Annotated in this window: 14 protein-coding genes; 4 read left to right on the top strand and 10 right to left on the bottom strand. The window is 50.2% G+C overall.

Features of this window, described 5'->3' with window-relative positions; translation table 11 throughout:
* Nucleotides 1–5: 5 nt before the first annotated feature.
* From ACO08I_RS02560 to mqnE, 9 genes are all read right to left on the bottom strand, one after another.
* Entirely contained in the window at nt 6–557 is a 552-nt protein-coding gene (locus tag ACO08I_RS02560; RefSeq protein WP_421948376.1) for a hypothetical protein, read from the bottom strand.
* 696 nt (nt 558–1,253) lie between these two features.
* A complete protein-coding gene (locus ACO08I_RS02555; protein WP_282779589.1) occupies nt 1,254–1,622 on the bottom strand; it encodes an ankyrin repeat domain-containing protein in 369 nt (122 codons plus the stop codon).
* Between the two features lie 81 nt (nt 1,623–1,703).
* Nucleotides 1,704–3,107, bottom strand: coding sequence for an NAD(P)(+) transhydrogenase (Re/Si-specific) subunit beta (locus ACO08I_RS02550; protein ID WP_282779587.1), 1,404 nt, complete (start codon nt 3,105–3,107; stop codon nt 1,704–1,706).
* A gap of 6 nt (nt 3,108–3,113) precedes the next feature.
* On the bottom strand, nt 3,114–3,428 hold the full coding sequence (locus ACO08I_RS02545) for an NAD(P) transhydrogenase subunit alpha (protein WP_044226798.1): 315 nt from the start codon (nt 3,426–3,428) through the stop codon (nt 3,114–3,116).
* A gap of 2 nt (nt 3,429–3,430) precedes the next feature.
* A complete protein-coding gene (locus ACO08I_RS02540) occupies nt 3,431–4,525 on the bottom strand; it encodes a Re/Si-specific NAD(P)(+) transhydrogenase subunit alpha (RefSeq protein WP_421948375.1) in 1,095 nt (364 codons plus the stop codon).
* Between the two features lie 171 nt (nt 4,526–4,696).
* On the bottom strand, nt 4,697–5,236 hold the full coding sequence (msrA, locus tag ACO08I_RS02535; protein WP_282779580.1) for a peptide-methionine (S)-S-oxide reductase MsrA: 540 nt from the start codon (nt 5,234–5,236) through the stop codon (nt 4,697–4,699).
* A gap of 18 nt (nt 5,237–5,254) precedes the next feature.
* On the bottom strand, nt 5,255–6,028 hold the full coding sequence (locus ACO08I_RS02530; RefSeq protein ID WP_044226788.1) for a menaquinone biosynthetic enzyme MqnA/MqnD family protein: 774 nt from the start codon (nt 6,026–6,028) through the stop codon (nt 5,255–5,257).
* Nucleotides 6,028–6,657, bottom strand: a complete 630-nt coding sequence (locus ACO08I_RS02525) for a histidine phosphatase family protein (RefSeq protein WP_044226786.1) — start codon at nt 6,655–6,657, stop codon at nt 6,028–6,030. The genes ACO08I_RS02530 and ACO08I_RS02525 overlap by 1 nt, the downstream gene beginning before the upstream one ends.
* 1 nt (nt 6,658) lies before the next feature.
* On the bottom strand, nt 6,659–7,861 hold the full coding sequence (gene mqnE, locus ACO08I_RS02520; RefSeq protein ID WP_282779576.1) for an aminofutalosine synthase MqnE: 1,203 nt from the start codon (nt 7,859–7,861) through the stop codon (nt 6,659–6,661).
* 299 nt (nt 7,862–8,160) lie between these two features.
* Between mqnE and ACO08I_RS02515 the strand changes: the two genes are divergently transcribed.
* From ACO08I_RS02515 to ACO08I_RS02505, 3 genes are all read left to right on the top strand, one after another.
* Nucleotides 8,161–11,106, top strand: a complete 2,946-nt coding sequence (locus ACO08I_RS02515; RefSeq protein WP_282779574.1) for a caspase family protein — start codon at nt 8,161–8,163, stop codon at nt 11,104–11,106.
* Between the two features lie 12 nt (nt 11,107–11,118).
* Nucleotides 11,119–11,934: a hypothetical protein gene (locus ACO08I_RS02510; RefSeq protein WP_282779572.1), complete on the top strand. Its 816-nt coding sequence runs from the start codon at nt 11,119–11,121 to the stop codon at nt 11,932–11,934.
* A 484-nt stretch (nt 11,935–12,418) separates the two neighbouring features.
* The gene (locus ACO08I_RS02505; protein ID WP_282779571.1) at nt 12,419–12,739 is read left to right on the top strand and encodes an RNA recognition motif domain-containing protein; all 321 of its coding nucleotides are present in this window, start codon (nt 12,419–12,421) and stop codon (nt 12,737–12,739) included.
* A 154-nt stretch (nt 12,740–12,893) separates the two neighbouring features.
* On the opposite strand, the gene ACO08I_RS02500 is transcribed toward ACO08I_RS02505, so the two are convergent.
* Nucleotides 12,894–13,205 (bottom strand): hypothetical protein, encoded by a 312-nt coding sequence (locus ACO08I_RS02500; protein ID WP_421948374.1) that lies wholly within the window; start codon nt 13,203–13,205, stop codon nt 12,894–12,896.
* A 427-nt stretch (nt 13,206–13,632) separates the two neighbouring features.
* Here ACO08I_RS02500 and ACO08I_RS02495 point away from each other — a divergent pair, with 427 nt between their 5' ends.
* A complete protein-coding gene (locus tag ACO08I_RS02495) occupies nt 13,633–14,436 on the top strand; it encodes a T9SS type A sorting domain-containing protein (protein WP_282779568.1) in 804 nt (267 codons plus the stop codon).
* Nucleotides 14,437–14,579 lie beyond the last annotated feature (143 nt).

Here is a 14,579-nt window from a genome sequence, read left to right as displayed (position 1 = left end):
TGATTTTAAAAGAAAAAGAACGGATTGGGGTCCGATTCGATAGGCTCCAGCGATTGGCGTTTACCATCAGGCGAATATTGTAGCTCAAACTGACCAACCGTATTGTCCCGCTTGCCGCGAATTTCTATTTCGTAACCCATCAATTGTCCGGAGGGGGCATAGCGCTCCTGTATTTTTTCGATGCGGAAATGCCTGAAGGTATGCCCCAGGTCTTCTTGTACAGCCTGCCGGGCGGGGGAGGGGAGCTGTTCGAATGCTACGATCCGTTCTACATCATACAAGGCCCCCAGGCTGTCGAATTTAACGCTGTAGCGGTGCCCGTCCATTCTGAACTTAGACTCATAGAACAACTGCAGGCTTTCTTCTTCTCCCTGCCGGCTATGCTCCTCGTAGTGTCGGGTACGGCTGCGCTCAGGATAGGTTTTTGCCAGGTATGTTAATGCGGGAGCGGGCATTTCAGAGGCTTTGATGCGGGCTTCGCGCTCGTACTTTTGGGCATGGGCAGAGACTGTAAAGCTGATGCATGCAAATAGTGCTATCCATTTGTTGTTTGTCATAAGGTACTTTCTACGTTCTCTTTTATAACGAGGCAGGGTGGTGTTTGGGTCGCGAAAAGCTGCCTTTTTGAATGGTGTTTTTCTACGGGAGGCCAGGTGTGCGTGTAGCTTGAGACCTTGGTTGTCATGGTCTTACGTTCCGCACCTACGGTGCGGAGGCTGTGGCGTTGCCTTGGGTTTACCGACATGTTGCTCCTAGTGGAGCAGGCAAGCTAAGTGGTTATTTCAGTATTGCGGCATCATGTTTGGGGGTTAAACGAGGTGTACTCTTGTGCTGCCAGTTGTCGAAGGTTTACGTTCCGCACCTACAGCGCGGGGCTGCTCCGGTGCTTCGAGTGTTACCGACATATTGCTCCTGACGGAGCAGCCAGCCAAGTTGGCATATTTGTTTAGTGAGGCTTGTACGGGGATTAAGAGAAGTGAGTCTAATGGGCGCGGGGCTGCTGCCAGAGATTTGTGGGTAACTTGGATGCTTTTTATCGCAGAGGGCCACAGAACAACCCGCCCGTACGGGCACAGAATACACAGACGATGTTTCTTGCCCCCAAAGCACCACAATAAAGCCGCTACCCCGCGCCGTAGGTGCAGGGTATGACCAACTTAAGCAGGTTGAGGTGCCGTTGCCAAAGGGGCATAATTTAGAGTGGTTTCTAGCCTTAGCTTTTACTCATCCAGAATTTTCTGACCAATTAAAAACTAAAAATAACGACCGAAGAAGCAAAATACAGCCTTCAAGGTCCTGAACAGGTTCAAAACATAGCGTTTGAGCAAAGAAGGGTAGTAAGGGCGTAGTAACTGCACAGCCACCTCATTATTCACTTTTCTGGCTATTGCGATTGGGGAGTCGGAGCTGAACCCAGCATTCAGTTTTGGATCGGCTCCATTGGCAAGGAGGTAAGTGGTGATCTCAGGATGATGGTGTTCTATACTCTCGATAAGAGGAGTGGTCAAAAGCTCAGGGTGCTGATAATTAGGGTTGACACCATTGTCAAGGTGGTACCTGAGGAGGCTGAGATTCCCGTCCCGGGCAGCCTGTAATGTGTCTTTCCAGTCGCCTGCAGCCATGCAAGAGCAGTTTTAAATGAGAATAGAGGAAAGCGCAGGCTGCACCTATAATGAAATGAAAGCAGCCTGCGGTTTTTCGATTTACAAACTTTTTATCTCAGAAGCCAGGTTGCTCAGGGTGTCTTTTGCATCCCCAAATAACATACGTGTTTTTTCGTGGAAGAACAGCGGGTTCTCAATACCTGCATAGCCCGGGCGCATACTGCGCTTTAGGACAATGACATTCTTCGCCTCCCATACCTTGAGCACGGGCATACCGTAGATTGGGCTGCCAGGATCGTCCTCTGCGGCAGGGTTGACTACATCGTTGGCGCCTACAATAACGACCATGTCTGTGGTTTTCAAGGCATCATTAGCCTCCTCCAAGTCAAGCAATTTAGGGTAGGGGACATCAGCTTCGGCCAAAAGGACATTCATGTGCCCGGGCATTCGGCCCGCTACGGGATGAATGGCGTAGCGGACTTCCACGCCGTTCTTCTCCAGCAGTTCATCTACTTCCTTACAGACTTTTTGGGCCTGGGCTACTGCCAGCCCATAGCCAGGTACAATAATCGCGCTTTGGGAGTAAAACAGCTGAATGGCGGCATCATTGAGGGTGACTTCCTTTGCCACCTGTTCGCCATCGGCTCCTTTTGCGGAAGCACCACCGCCACCAAAACCGCCGACAAGAACGTTTATCAGGGAGCGGTTCATGGCCTCACACATGAGTACAGTGAGGATCGTGCCGGAAGCGCCAACCAGGATGCCGCCCACAAGCATAAACTGAGAGCCGTAAATCAGGCCGGTCACTGCCGCCGAAAGCCCGGTGAAAGAGTTCAGCAGAGAAATGACCACCGGCATATCCGCACCACCAATGGGCGCTACGAAGGAAAAGCCATAAACCAAGGCCAGCACCATAAAGACAGAGCCCATCAAGAGCCCGCCTTCCACACCGCTCGCCACGAGGTAGCCACCCATACCCAGCGTGATCAGGAGCAGTACCATATTGACGATGTCGTGCCGGGGCAAGGTGATGGTGCTGTCCCAGACCAGCCCCTGCAATTTGGCGAAAGCCAGCATGCTACCGGTAAAGGAAATACCGCCGATCAGCAAAGCCAGCAAAATAATGATGAGCCCGGCCATGTCCAGTTCCTTGATGCCACTGTAGTAAGGCACCAACTCGGCGTAAGCCAGCACCACGGCACAGGCACCGCCCAGCCCATTAAAGATGGAGACCATTTGGGGCATAGCGGTCATCTGCACTTTTTTGGCAGAAACCAGCCCCACGATAGCGCCAATAACGATGGCACCGATGATCCACAGGTAATTATTGGAAGCCCCTTCGATCGGCTGACCGATAGCGGCAATGATAGCGATAACCATGCCTACACCGGCAACGATGTTCCCTTTGCGGGCGGTATCCGGCGAGCTGAGCAGGCGCAGGCCCCATACAAATGCCAAAGCGCCGATCAGGTAGGCTATATTGATGATGAAGTCGATAATCATGATGGGTTACTTTTTCTTTTTGAACATTTCCAGCATACGGTCGGTAACGGCAAAGCCGCCGGCCACATTGACCATTCCAAGAATAACGCCCAGGAAGCCAAGCCCCAGGGTCAGGTAGTCATCAGGATCTGCCTGACGGATGAGCAAAATGGCACCAATGATGACCACTCCGGAAATGGCATTCGCGCCTGACATCAGGGGCGTGTGGAGTACGGTAGGCACTTTGGAAATGACTTCAAAGCCCAGAATAATGGTGAAGAGTAGCAGGTAGATGAGCAGCAAATTGCTCTCATCGTTGAAGAACTGAATGAAGGTATCCATGATTATTCGTTTTCGTTGGCCTCCGGTGCAGGCGTGATGTATGCGCCTCTGATGATCTCATTGCTGAGGTCGAGGTTGAGCGCACCGTCTTTGACCAGAATTTTCAGGAAATTGACCACGTTGTTGGCGTACAGCTGACTGGCATTCTGCGGCATTAAGGCTGCCAGGTTGGAGTTGCCCAGAATGCTGACTTTGTTGTGCACGATGGTCTGATTGTCTTGCGTAAGCTCGCAGTTGCCGCCGGTGGAGGCAGCCAGGTCGATGATGACCGAGCCGGGCTTCATTTGCTCCACCGTACTTTTAGGTACAAGCAGCGGAGCTTTGCGCCCGCGCACCTGAGCGGTAGTGATGATGACATCTGCCTTCATGGCCCGGTTTTGGACCTCCTCCCGTTGCCGCTTCAGGAATTCTTCAGACTGCTCCACGGCGTAGCCGCCAGCACCCGTGTCTTCCTTTGCACCTTCAATCTCGATGAACTTCGCACCGAGGCTTTTCACCTCTTCCTTAGCCGCAGAGCGGGTATCGAAAGCTTCTACCTGAGCACCCAGCCGCCGGGCCGTGGCAATGGCCTGCAAACCCGCTACTCCGGCACCAAGTACCAGCACCGTAGCCGGGCGTATACTGCCCGCAGCGGTGATCATCATTGGGAAATAGCGGGGAAGGAGGCGGCTGGCTTCGAGCACCGCCTTGTAGCCTGCGATGGAGGCCATGGAGGAAAGGACGTCCATGGATTGCGCCAGGGTTGTCCGCGGGATCATATCGAGGCTGAAAGCTTTGAGTTTGTGCCCACTGAGCCTGTCGGTGATTTCCGCGTCTGCAAAAGGCTTGAATTCGGCAATGACGACAGTTTCGGGGGAAAGCTTGGCCAGGTCTTCATCTGGTAGCGGGTGGATGCTCAGCACCATATCGGCGCTTTTGAGCAATGCGTCCCGGTCCAGGACCGTTGCGCCATCGTAGTCGTCATCCGCATAGAAGGCACCTTGGCCGGCACCCTTTTCCACGCACACTTCAACGCCCAATTCTGACAGCTTGGCCACAGCATCGGGCGTAAGCGCTACACGAGGGTCATTGCCCTCTCTGGGGATCGCTAGTTTCATAAGTTAAAAGTCGGTTTCTACGGAAAGGTAACACCAAATCTGACAACCGCCAAAGTTTGGGGTTCACGAAAAAAGTACACCTTTACGATGGGCGAAAAGTAAAAATGTAATTTATTTAAAAACTAAGCAGGGTGTTAAGCTTTGGATTACAATAACTTAGGTGGCCAGTTGCTACTTTCGAAGCTCAGCAAAACGCTCCCGGAATTTTTTCACCTTAGGCGTAATGACAAAGGTGCAGTACGGGTTTCGGTTACCGACTTTCCGGTAGTAATCATGATGGCTGACTTCGGCAGGGTAGAAGGCTTCGAGCGGTGCAAGTTGCGTAACAACCGGATCGTCCCAAAGCTGAGGAGCGGTTTCTGCTATTGACTTTTCTGCTTCGGCTTTCTGTGCATCATCGTGGTAGAAGATGACAGAGCGGTACTGCGGGCCCCGGTCATTGCCCTGCCGGTTGGGGGTTGTCGGGTCGTGGATGGTCCAGAAAATATCCAGGATTTGGTCAAAGGAAACCGCCTGCGGGTCAAATTGTACCTGCACGACCTCAGCATGCTGTGTTGTACCGGAGCAAACGGCGCTGTAGTTCGCATTCTCCTTTGTCCCTCCAGCGTAGCCGGAGGTCACTTTATGTACACCTTTGACTTCCTGATAAACGGCTTCGAGGCACCAGAAACAGCCTCCGCCGAGGGTTGCGTATTCAAAATCAGAGTTCATGCGATTCGGTTTTATATTTTACAATCCCGCTACACTGATGGCGGGTGTTTTATCGGCAATCGCCGCCAGGAAATGTTTTAAAGCCTGACGCTTAGCGGCATCAAATTCGTAACTGATATATTTAGTGAAGTATTCCTCCACGCTGAAATCAGGATGGGGGGAAGGCAGCAAATACTTTAGCTTCTCTATCTGCGCCACCCCGGAAGCCAGGGCTTTGTTGAACCGCCTGACAAAAGCAGCAGGCAGCGGCCGGTTACTAATCCATGCTGCGAAAACGAAAGGTAGGCCCGTATGCTTCATCCAGATAGCGCCCAGGTCGTACACGTATTTGAATTGTTGTTCCAGCCCGATAGTGCGGTCACCAATAACCAGCCCTGCAGTGCGTCCGCCAATTTTTTTAATGTAGCCTTCCTTTGCCGGTAAGAGGGCGGGGGAGAGGCTCCAATAATCCCTCAGCAGCACTTTGGTGAGCTGAACAGAAGTACGGGAGTGATGGTCCAAATAAACCGTTTCCACCTGTTGGATGGGCACATCGCTGTAGATGCATACCGTTTTGACTGCACCCACGGTACCGATGCAATAGTCCGAAATCACATGTGGGTTGTCAAGCTCGGGCAATACGGCTACCGGAACAAGCGCCAGGTCTGCTTCACCCCGTGTCAGCTTTTCTGCGCAAACAGAAGGGATATTCAGTTCCAGGTCCAGCTGAGGGGCCAGCGTGCTATTGAGCAGTCCATACAGCAATGGCTTCGTGTTGAGGTAAGAAACCGCGGTAAGGCGTATTTTATCCATCAATGTTGATTGATATTCAGGTGCTGCAGATGAGCGATGTCATTTTCGAGCAGGAAAGTATACTGCTGCGACTCATAAGCGGCTTTGTACAAACCGGTATTATGGTGCTTGAAACTGTCCATTTCCCGCAGGGATTTCCCACTCAGGATACACATCAGGGCGCGCATTGCCCGGCCGTGGCTGCAAACGAGAATCCGCTCTTCCGGGCGCTGACTGAGCATGTCCACAAACTGAGCCAGCCGGTCGCCCATTTCCCGGGCGCTTTCGGCTTCTTCCAGGCGGGCATCGAAATCTCCGGATGCCCAGGCTTCCGTAACTTCTTTGTACTGCAAGTGCATGTCCGGTGTGCTGATCTGCCCCTCATGCGTGCCCCAGCAAATTTCGTTGATTTCTGAGTGCTGCTCCCATGTTAGCCCTCTTTCAATAAAAGGCGCCATTGTTTCATGTGTGCGCTTCAGGGTAGACGTCAGGACGGTATCGAATCCGGCAGTATAGTAGCTTTTGTAAAAGGCTTGTGCCTGCAGTTTCCCCACCTCATTGAGTGAAGAATCCACACCGGAGCCCTGCACAATACCCAGCCGGTTGTATTCGGTTTGACCGTGGCGGACGATATAAACGTGTTTGTCCATGTTATCGGTTTACAACGGGTAAAGCAGTGTACCCTTTGAATTGTTCATCTTCTTCAAAAACGTGGTCGGTATAGTCCTGGATCACATTGTAAAGCGTATCCCTTTCTATGGGTTCTCTGCCTACACGGCGGATGAGGTTGACCAGGTCCCGAGTACTCATAGCCGGTGTCTGTTCCTCTGAGCCAGCCATGCTGTAGATTTTAGTCGTGTCGTCAATGGTGCCATCGATATCGTCAACGCCAAAGCTGAGCAGCATTTGGGCAACGTTCCGGCCGATCATCGGCCAGTAAGCCTTAATGTGGTCGAAATTATCGAGGTATAAGCGGCTGATGGCGTAGTTGCGCATATCCTCCACAACCGTAGATTCCGGTACATGGCTCATTTGGTTGTCCTGATTGCGGAACTTCAGCGGAATAAAGGTTTGGAACCCTCCGGTTTTGTCCTGTAACTGGCGGAGTTTCTCGAGGTGGTCGATGCGGTGCTCAAACCTTTCGATATGCCCGTACAGCATCGTTGCGTTGGAGCGCATGCCCAGTTCATGCCAGATCTCATGAATGCGAAGCCATTGCTCGCCCGAGCATTTACCGCCGGCAATCTGATCCCGGATTTCAGGGTGAAAAATCTCTGCGCCTCCGCCCGGCATACTGTCCAGCCCTGCTTCTTTCATGATGCGCATGCCTTCCTCGTAAGTCACCTTGTCTTTTTTGAAAATGTAATGGTATTCTACCGGCGTGAGCGCTTTGACGTGCAGGTCAGGGCGGTGCTTCTTAATGGCTTTGAAAAGCTCGGTGTAGAACTTCACATCGTACTGTGGCAATACGCCTCCCACGATATGCACTTCAGTTACCGGTTCGCCATCATACTTTTTGACGATATCCAGGATGTCCTCCAGACTGTATTCCCAGCCCTCTTCCCGCTTTTTGATCAGGCGTGAATAAGAACAAAAGGTACAAGTGTACAGGCAAACATTTGTTGGCTCCACATGAAAGTTGCGGTTGAAATAGGTGCGGTTGCCATGCCGCTTCTCCCGCTGATAGTTGGCCAGAGCGCCGAGGTAACCGAGTTCGCCTTCTTCAAACAGCAGCTGCCCTTCTTCTGGGGTGATGCGCTGGTCGTTGAGGACTTTTTCAGCGATAGCCCGCAGTGGGGCAGACAGGGTTTGATCCTGTAGGATGTGGTCGATTCTTCTTGCAGTGAGGGTCATATCGTTCAGTTCTTATTCAAGGGAACAGTCTTTCTAAACTTTCAGTTTCAATTGAAAGTGTTAAATTCACCAACAAAGGTAAAGGATTGTGCGCTATTCCGGTCAACCTGCCATGGGGAATCTGTTACCTGGCCGGATGGCTCTCTTTCAACGGTATACTACCCAAAGAGGTAGCGCAAATGAGAAACAAGAAACAGGCAGTAGTGTTTTTTGTGCTGTGATTACAGCAGGGATTTTTTCGCCATATCAAAAAAAAATGACATTTTTGGATAGAGAAACCCCTTAAAACCCTAAAATTAATGGCAAACACTACAAAGCTGTGGGCGCTACTGATCGGTATTAACGACTATCCGACCAGCCCGCTATCCGGTTGTGTGCCGGACGCCCTGGCACTTCAGTCCTACCTCGAAAGCAACCCTCGTCTCGATACTGATGGAAGCCTAAAGGTCTTATTTGATAAAGCCGCCACCAAAGCTGCTATAGCTGATGGCATTCTCAATCATTTAAGCCAGGCAGGGCCAGACGATGTTGCCCTGCTCTACTTTTCCGGGCATGGCGCTCAGGAAAAAGCCGATGCTTCTATCTGGACCGAGGAGCGGGATGGCTGCCTGGAGTCCATAGCCTGCTACGCGCCTCCCGGAGCACCCTTATCTCTGATGGCGGACAAGGAACTACGCTACCTGCTTAATCAGGCTTTTTACCGGTCCGGAGCGGACTCGCCTCACTTGCTAACCATTTTTGACTGTTGCCATTCTGGAGATAATGTACGTTCGCTCGGGTTGGACGCGGAGGACGTTCGGGAGCGGCGCTTTACGCATGTATTTCCACAGCGGGAGTGGGGCGATTTTTTGTTTGCGGATACTTACCGGCCGGATCAGTTGTCAGGCCCCGGATTGAGTGAACTGCTGCCCAGCCCGCCGATGGTACAACTGGCTGCTGCGAAGGACGATCAGGCGGCTCTTGAAATTGGAGGGCGTGGGGTTTTTACTTCTTATCTGATCCAGGTGCTGGAACAAACAGGTGGGGCTATCGATTATAGTACACTTCATCAGCTGTTGTCCAACTACATCCGTTTCAAGCATGCGCAAAACCCTCAGATACTGACATTGGGTGCCGGCATGGACCTGGCCTACCGGGGATTTCTGAACCAGGAAACAGACCCTGAAGGGAAACGCTATGGCCGGGCCAACTACAGCACTACAGAAGGCTGGCTTCTTAATATGGGCCTGATGCATGGTTTGACAGACGGAGCAGAAGCCCAGCTTTTTCTGAAGGATGGCGCTGTGGTGGACTGTAAAATCGGGGAAGCAATGGACGTGAGCAGCACGCTGAATATCGATTTTGAGCAGCGTAGTGTGCTGGACAAAAAGAATAGCTACCAAGTGTCAGTGGCGTCTATGCAAAACTATCCTATCCATATTTTTGTGGAAGACACTATGGGAGAAAAGCAGCTGCGTAAGCGGGCCATTACTGCCCTTAAAGCACTGCCTGACCCGGTTCTCGTCACTTCATCTGAGGTTAATGCCGACTTTGTGGTGCATTTCCGGGACGGCCTGGCTTACATTACCCGTAAGTTTGACCCCTACCGTCCGGTATTTGGGGAGGTTTTCTCTTTTGATTCAATTGAAGAAGACGTTATCCTGGAGAAGCTGATTGGGCAGGTACAAATGACTGCCCGCTGGACCTTTGCATACAGCCTCCACAATCCAAAGCTTAAAGTGCTGGACCGGCCTCCAATCGGAGTGGAGGTCCTTCAGGAAAGAGCCGGTGGTTGGTCTGTTGTACAAGCTAAAGGAGAAGACTTTACCATTGATACGTTTGAAGAAAATCAAGGCAACGGCAAGCTACAAGCCCGGATTAAAGTCAAACTAACGAATCAATTTGACCGTCCCCTATACTTCTGCCTGCTCGTCCTAAGCGACCAATGCAAGAGCAACCTCTCGGTAGACCGGAAATACACTCCAGGGCTAATGGAACAACCGGTCACCCGCCTGGAGCCTGGCCAAAGCATATGGCTGTTCGGGCACAGAGGCGGTGTCATCCCTTACACGATAGGGGAGGAAGAACAGTTTCAGAACCGTCCCTACGGACAAGGCTGGTTTAAGCTGATTATAAGTACGGAATCCGAGATTGCCTATGATCACCTGATCGTGCCCCGCAGCCGGATGATGCCAGACCTCGGTGGGGAACCTGTGAAAGACTGGACGACTCAGCTCGTCGGGATACGCTTGCAGAACCCCAATTATAATACCGTAAAAGAAGAAGCCCTGAAATCCTGGCTGGCAGATCCAGAGCGCGCTCCGCTGGCAGCCGGGCTCTACCTGGATACTGATGCCCTGGCATCCAAGCTGGTGCTAAAACCGGAAATACAGCTCATCACCGCCGACCAGGAACGTACACGCAGCAAGAGCCTGTTTTGGAATACCCTGTTGGGCGCCGCTAATACCTGGGCGCGGCATCAGCGCAGCCGTAATTTCAAGCGTAGGCTCCGGAAATATTACCACCGCCCCCTTATGGTTTCTGAAGGAGATTCCTGGTTTCAGCACCCAGCCATTATGGAGATTATCGACCACCTGAGCCTGAGCTACAATATCTACAGCCGGGGAGCTGCCGGTGATGAAATGCGAAACTATCTGATGTCAGGTGAGTACCTGGATGCCTTCACAGACCTGCAGGAAATTGTGAAAGAGGTGGCAGAGATATTGGGAGAAAAGCCAAGAGCACCCGGTTTTTTCCTCATCAGCGGGGGAGGCAATGATATTCTGGGCGATCAGTTTAAGGACTTTTTGCTACCTTTCGCAGAAGTAGCCACGGCTCCCCCTGGTGAGCAACCGGATCGCTTTCTGAACCAACGCCTGAAGGATGAGCTCGATGCCATAATGGCGCTTTATCGGCAAGTCTTTCAGCGGTTGAAAGCAGAACAACCGGATGTCCGTATTATTACCCACGGGTACGACTACGTCATTCCAAAAGGCGTGAATGAAGAAGGGATGAGCTGGCTGGGCAAGCCAATGACGGCACAAGGCATCACCGCGCCGGAAGACAGGCAGGCTATCGTCCGCTATCTCATTGACACCTTCAATGAGCGGCTGATGGAAGTTGGGAGTGCTTTTGAACAAGTCACGCACGTGGACCTCCGCGGGGCAGTGAAGCCCTATCAGTGGGCCGATGAAATCCACCCGGACCAGGAAGGCTATCAGAATGTGGCATTGCGCTTTAGCGCGGTAATCGATCAACTTTTGTAAAAAAACTAAACCATGGGCTTTTTCAGAATTTGCAAAAATGATATCACCGACCTCCTGCGGGAGACCTTTAATGCTTTCCCCCTTCGAGTTCCTGAAACCCGTATGCAGCCGATGGTTGTGATGGGGCAGAAAGGCAGCAAGATGGACTACCGTGGTGAATTGCAGTACCTGCTGGAGGATGGGCAGCCTATTGAAATCGAAATCCGGGAATCCGCGATGGCGAATGCTGCTTTGGACCGTTCGAAGTCCATCAGCCTCAATTTTGGATTGAAAATCCTGGAAGGGTTTCTTTCCGGGTTTGGTATGTCGCCTGCGCCTATTGGTGCCAGTCTGAAAGGGGTAAAAGAGATCAGCTTTAGCTTCACAAACTGTAAGCGCCGGTTTATTGACCCCGCACAACTAGGCAGTGTGCTCCGGGGCCGGAACATCGACCTTGGGCATGGCTCACTAGGGGTTTTCAAAGGCGGGGACCCTTACCGCATGTTGCTGGTTTCTGATGCCATTGTCAGCAAAAGCTTCACCATTAATATAGAGAAGACCAACGACAACGAGTTTGATGCATCCCTGCCCGAGCTGCAGCCCTACCTGGCTGATGTCGATGCCAAAGTAAAAGTCAACACTCAAAGCGGGAAGTCTATCACTTTTGAAGGAGAGGAATTCCTGACTTTCGCCTTTTCCTGCCTGCTTTTGGAAATGGATCAGCAAAGCGGTGCGCTGGCAATAGGGGAAACCGTGCGCAGCAGAGGCACCGGCGGACAGGAAGAAGCAACGCCCTACGCCACAATTGATGAGGATTTGTTTGAGCCGGGAATGGTGGAGATTGAATAGGTGCCAAAGAAGCCGAACCCGCTCCAAACATAGTCTTTAGAACATGATGTATTCAGTCCCTAGCAGCCTGTCGGAGATGTGCTGATGCGGCGAGAGCGAGCAAATATTGTTCTGAACAAGGCGCGAAGAAGGAACATAGCCTGAGCTACGTGACTGATGAGCAACGAAGTGCAGAATAATATTTGCCGTTCGCAGACCATTGAGCGCCTCTCCGACAAGGCTGCTAGAGCTTTTCTTATGCCCAAAAAACGATAATCCACACATGGAAGGCGGCTATTCTGGGAAAATCAAGCAGTTTTCTGAAATATTTTTTAAAAAAAACAAGCATCTTAACAAAATATATTGCACCTTTGCGTTGGAATTAATTAAGAAACAGATCTAGTGTTCAGGTATTCTTCCTCTCTACTTTATTCTTTCCTTAGTTTTTTTCATTTTTCACCTTATTTTTAGTTTGCTGTGCCAGTCACAGTACCAATTTTGTTTTATGAATATTTTTGTTGCTAAGCTCAACTACGACACGCAGGAGTCTGACCTGCAGTACGCATTCGAAGAATTCGGCGCTGTCGATTCTGCCAAGATCATCATGGACCGCGACACAGGCCGTTCTAAAGGCTTTGGTTTTGTAGAAATGCCAAATGACGATGAAGCCCGTGAAGCAATCCGCCAACTGAACGATCAGGAGCTGGATGGTCGTACCATTGTTGTTAAAGAAGCTGAACCACGCGAAAACCGTCGCGGCGGTGGCGGTGGTGGTTATAACCGCGGCGGTGGCGGCGGTGGCTACAACCGTGGAGGAAGATATTAATCGATTGAGGCTTTGCCTCACCGTATGATATATTCTTTTTTGAAAAGCCCTGAGTAACCACCCTCAGGGCTTTTCTTATGCCCGGTAGTGACTTTCCTGCCTCAATAGAATACATTCTCTAGATATCCTGCTGCTTTTATTATTCTTTAAAGCACTAAAACACTGAAGTTTTCTCAGTTGCAAAAGTATGGTTAGGGCGTTGTCTGCCCCAGTATTTATCTGAAACAGGCGTGGTATTTCGTTTGGTAATGACCTCCACCAGGATACCAAAGTGCCTGGCTTCCAAACCAATGATGTCGTTAGCCGTGGCGCTTTTCCCGGGCTTCCAGGTGTTGAAAGGGTAGAGCCGAAGCTCACCGGCATCGTTATTGGTCTCGGTGACAAAGTTAAAAAGGATGTCTGTACCAATGATTCCGTCAGTTTGCGTTTTGAAGTAGTTACTAATATTTTGCGCTACTCCTGTCATTTCTTTTCTTCTCCCGCCGCTTTCAGTTGCTGTTAGCTGACGAACGTCTCTTGCTCAGATGTGTAGATAATTGCATTTGCTGCGCAGGTTGCACATCAAAACAAGGGATATCATCAGGCCGCCAATCAAAGCACCATAAATCAGCAAAATTAGGCTCTTGTAAGAAACTCCTGGTTAACCCGGCCGGTAACTAGCAGAAAAAAGACGTTACTGGTATTATTTTAAGTACCTTTAGTTATTACTTACTTAGAAGCTACTTAAACTGTTGTCTTACAGACGAGATCAAGACATTATAGGGTATGGCGAAGCGCTTTTTAGAGTGCGTGCATTGAGAGTACGGATGAGATAAAGCTAAATCTATACTATTAAAGCTAAGATCAAAGGTCAAGAGAATAAGTTCAAATATCTTCTTACTATAAAGACAATTATGAAAATAGTATTAACGCTTATTCCAGCCATTTTTTCCTTTGCTTTAATTACTGCTCAGAACATCCCGATCGATTTTGAAGAAAACGGTAATGGAGCGGATTGGACATGGACCACTTTTGAGAATGGTGAAAACCCACCGGCGCTCGAGATTATACCTAACCCGGACCCTTCAGGTATCAATACATCCTCAACCGTTGCCAAATTTACAGCCCTGCAGGAAGGCCAGCCCTTTGCTGGCTGCGAGACTATGCACGGAGCAGGGATTGGCACTTTCAACATCGAAGAGTCCAATTCGATCATCCGGATCATGGTCTGGAAGCCTGTGATTAGTGACGTAGGCATCAAACTGGTAACTGAAACGGGGTGGTCTAAAGGTGAACTTAAAGTGGCTAACACTAAGGTTAATGAATGGGAACAACTCACCTTTGATTTTTCCACTGTGGATCATGAGAATATGACCTATGATCAAATTGTAATTTTTCCGGACTTCGGTGACAGGGAGTCTGATAATATCATATACTTTGATAGTGTATACGGAGATCTTGCAATGCCTAGCAGTACTAAAGATCTGGAAAAGATTGAAGTTCGGCTTTTTCCTAACCCGGCCACTGATGCTATTACAGTTGACTCGCCGAGCAGGATAGAAAGTTATGAGGTATACTCTGCAACCGGGAAATTAGTGGCATCTAAGAGAAGCATCGAAAATCCAACAATCGATATCTCTGATCTACCTAATGGTATCTATTTATTCAGAGCATTTAGTTCCAATGGAACAACCACTCAGAAATTTATTAAAGAGTAAATCACCTTTAAGCCATTGTTTGCTGGTAAAAGGGGAGCTTCCACTAACATGAATTCAATCCTGCTGATTTGGATGAATTGAATTAGTGCGCAGGAACTCTTTATTAATCTTTGTAAAATCTAAGGACGCTACTACCTATTTAA

Origin of the sequence: Phaeodactylibacter xiamenensis, from assembly GCF_965229835.1 — a bacterium.
Taxonomy (GTDB): domain Bacteria; phylum Bacteroidota; class Bacteroidia; order Chitinophagales; family Saprospiraceae; genus Phaeodactylibacter; species Phaeodactylibacter xiamenensis.
This window is presented reverse-complemented; position numbering and strand designations above follow the sequence as displayed.

Coding starts and splice junctions, on each gene's coding strand:
- ACO08I_RS02560 (WP_421948376.1), bottom strand. CDS start 557: ATGACAAACAACAAATGGATAGCACTATTTGCATGCATCAGCTTTACA.
- ACO08I_RS02555 (WP_282779589.1), bottom strand. CDS start 1,622: ATGGCTGCAGGCGACTGGAAAGACACATTACAGGCTGCCCGGGACGGG.
- ACO08I_RS02550 (WP_282779587.1), bottom strand. CDS start 3,107: ATGATTATCGACTTCATCATCAATATAGCCTACCTGATCGGCGCTTTG.
- ACO08I_RS02545 (WP_044226798.1), bottom strand. CDS start 3,428: ATGGATACCTTCATTCAGTTCTTCAACGATGAGAGCAATTTGCTGCTC.
- ACO08I_RS02540 (WP_421948375.1), bottom strand. CDS start 4,525: ATGAAACTAGCGATCCCCAGAGAGGGCAATGACCCTCGTGTAGCGCTT.
- msrA (WP_282779580.1), bottom strand. CDS start 5,236: ATGAACTCTGATTTTGAATACGCAACCCTCGGCGGAGGCTGTTTCTGG.
- ACO08I_RS02530 (WP_044226788.1), bottom strand. CDS start 6,028: ATGGATAAAATACGCCTTACCGCGGTTTCTTACCTCAACACGAAGCCA.
- ACO08I_RS02525 (WP_044226786.1), bottom strand. CDS start 6,657: ATGGACAAACACGTTTATATCGTCCGCCACGGTCAAACCGAATACAAC.
- mqnE (WP_282779576.1), bottom strand. CDS start 7,861: ATGACCCTCACTGCAAGAAGAATCGACCACATCCTACAGGATCAAACC.
- ACO08I_RS02515 (WP_282779574.1), top strand. CDS start 8,161: ATGGCAAACACTACAAAGCTGTGGGCGCTACTGATCGGTATTAACGAC.
- ACO08I_RS02510 (WP_282779572.1), top strand. CDS start 11,119: ATGGGCTTTTTCAGAATTTGCAAAAATGATATCACCGACCTCCTGCGG.
- ACO08I_RS02505 (WP_282779571.1), top strand. CDS start 12,419: ATGAATATTTTTGTTGCTAAGCTCAACTACGACACGCAGGAGTCTGAC.
- ACO08I_RS02500 (WP_421948374.1), bottom strand. CDS start 13,205: ATGACAGGAGTAGCGCAAAATATTAGTAACTACTTCAAAACGCAAACT.
- ACO08I_RS02495 (WP_282779568.1), top strand. CDS start 13,633: ATGAAAATAGTATTAACGCTTATTCCAGCCATTTTTTCCTTTGCTTTA.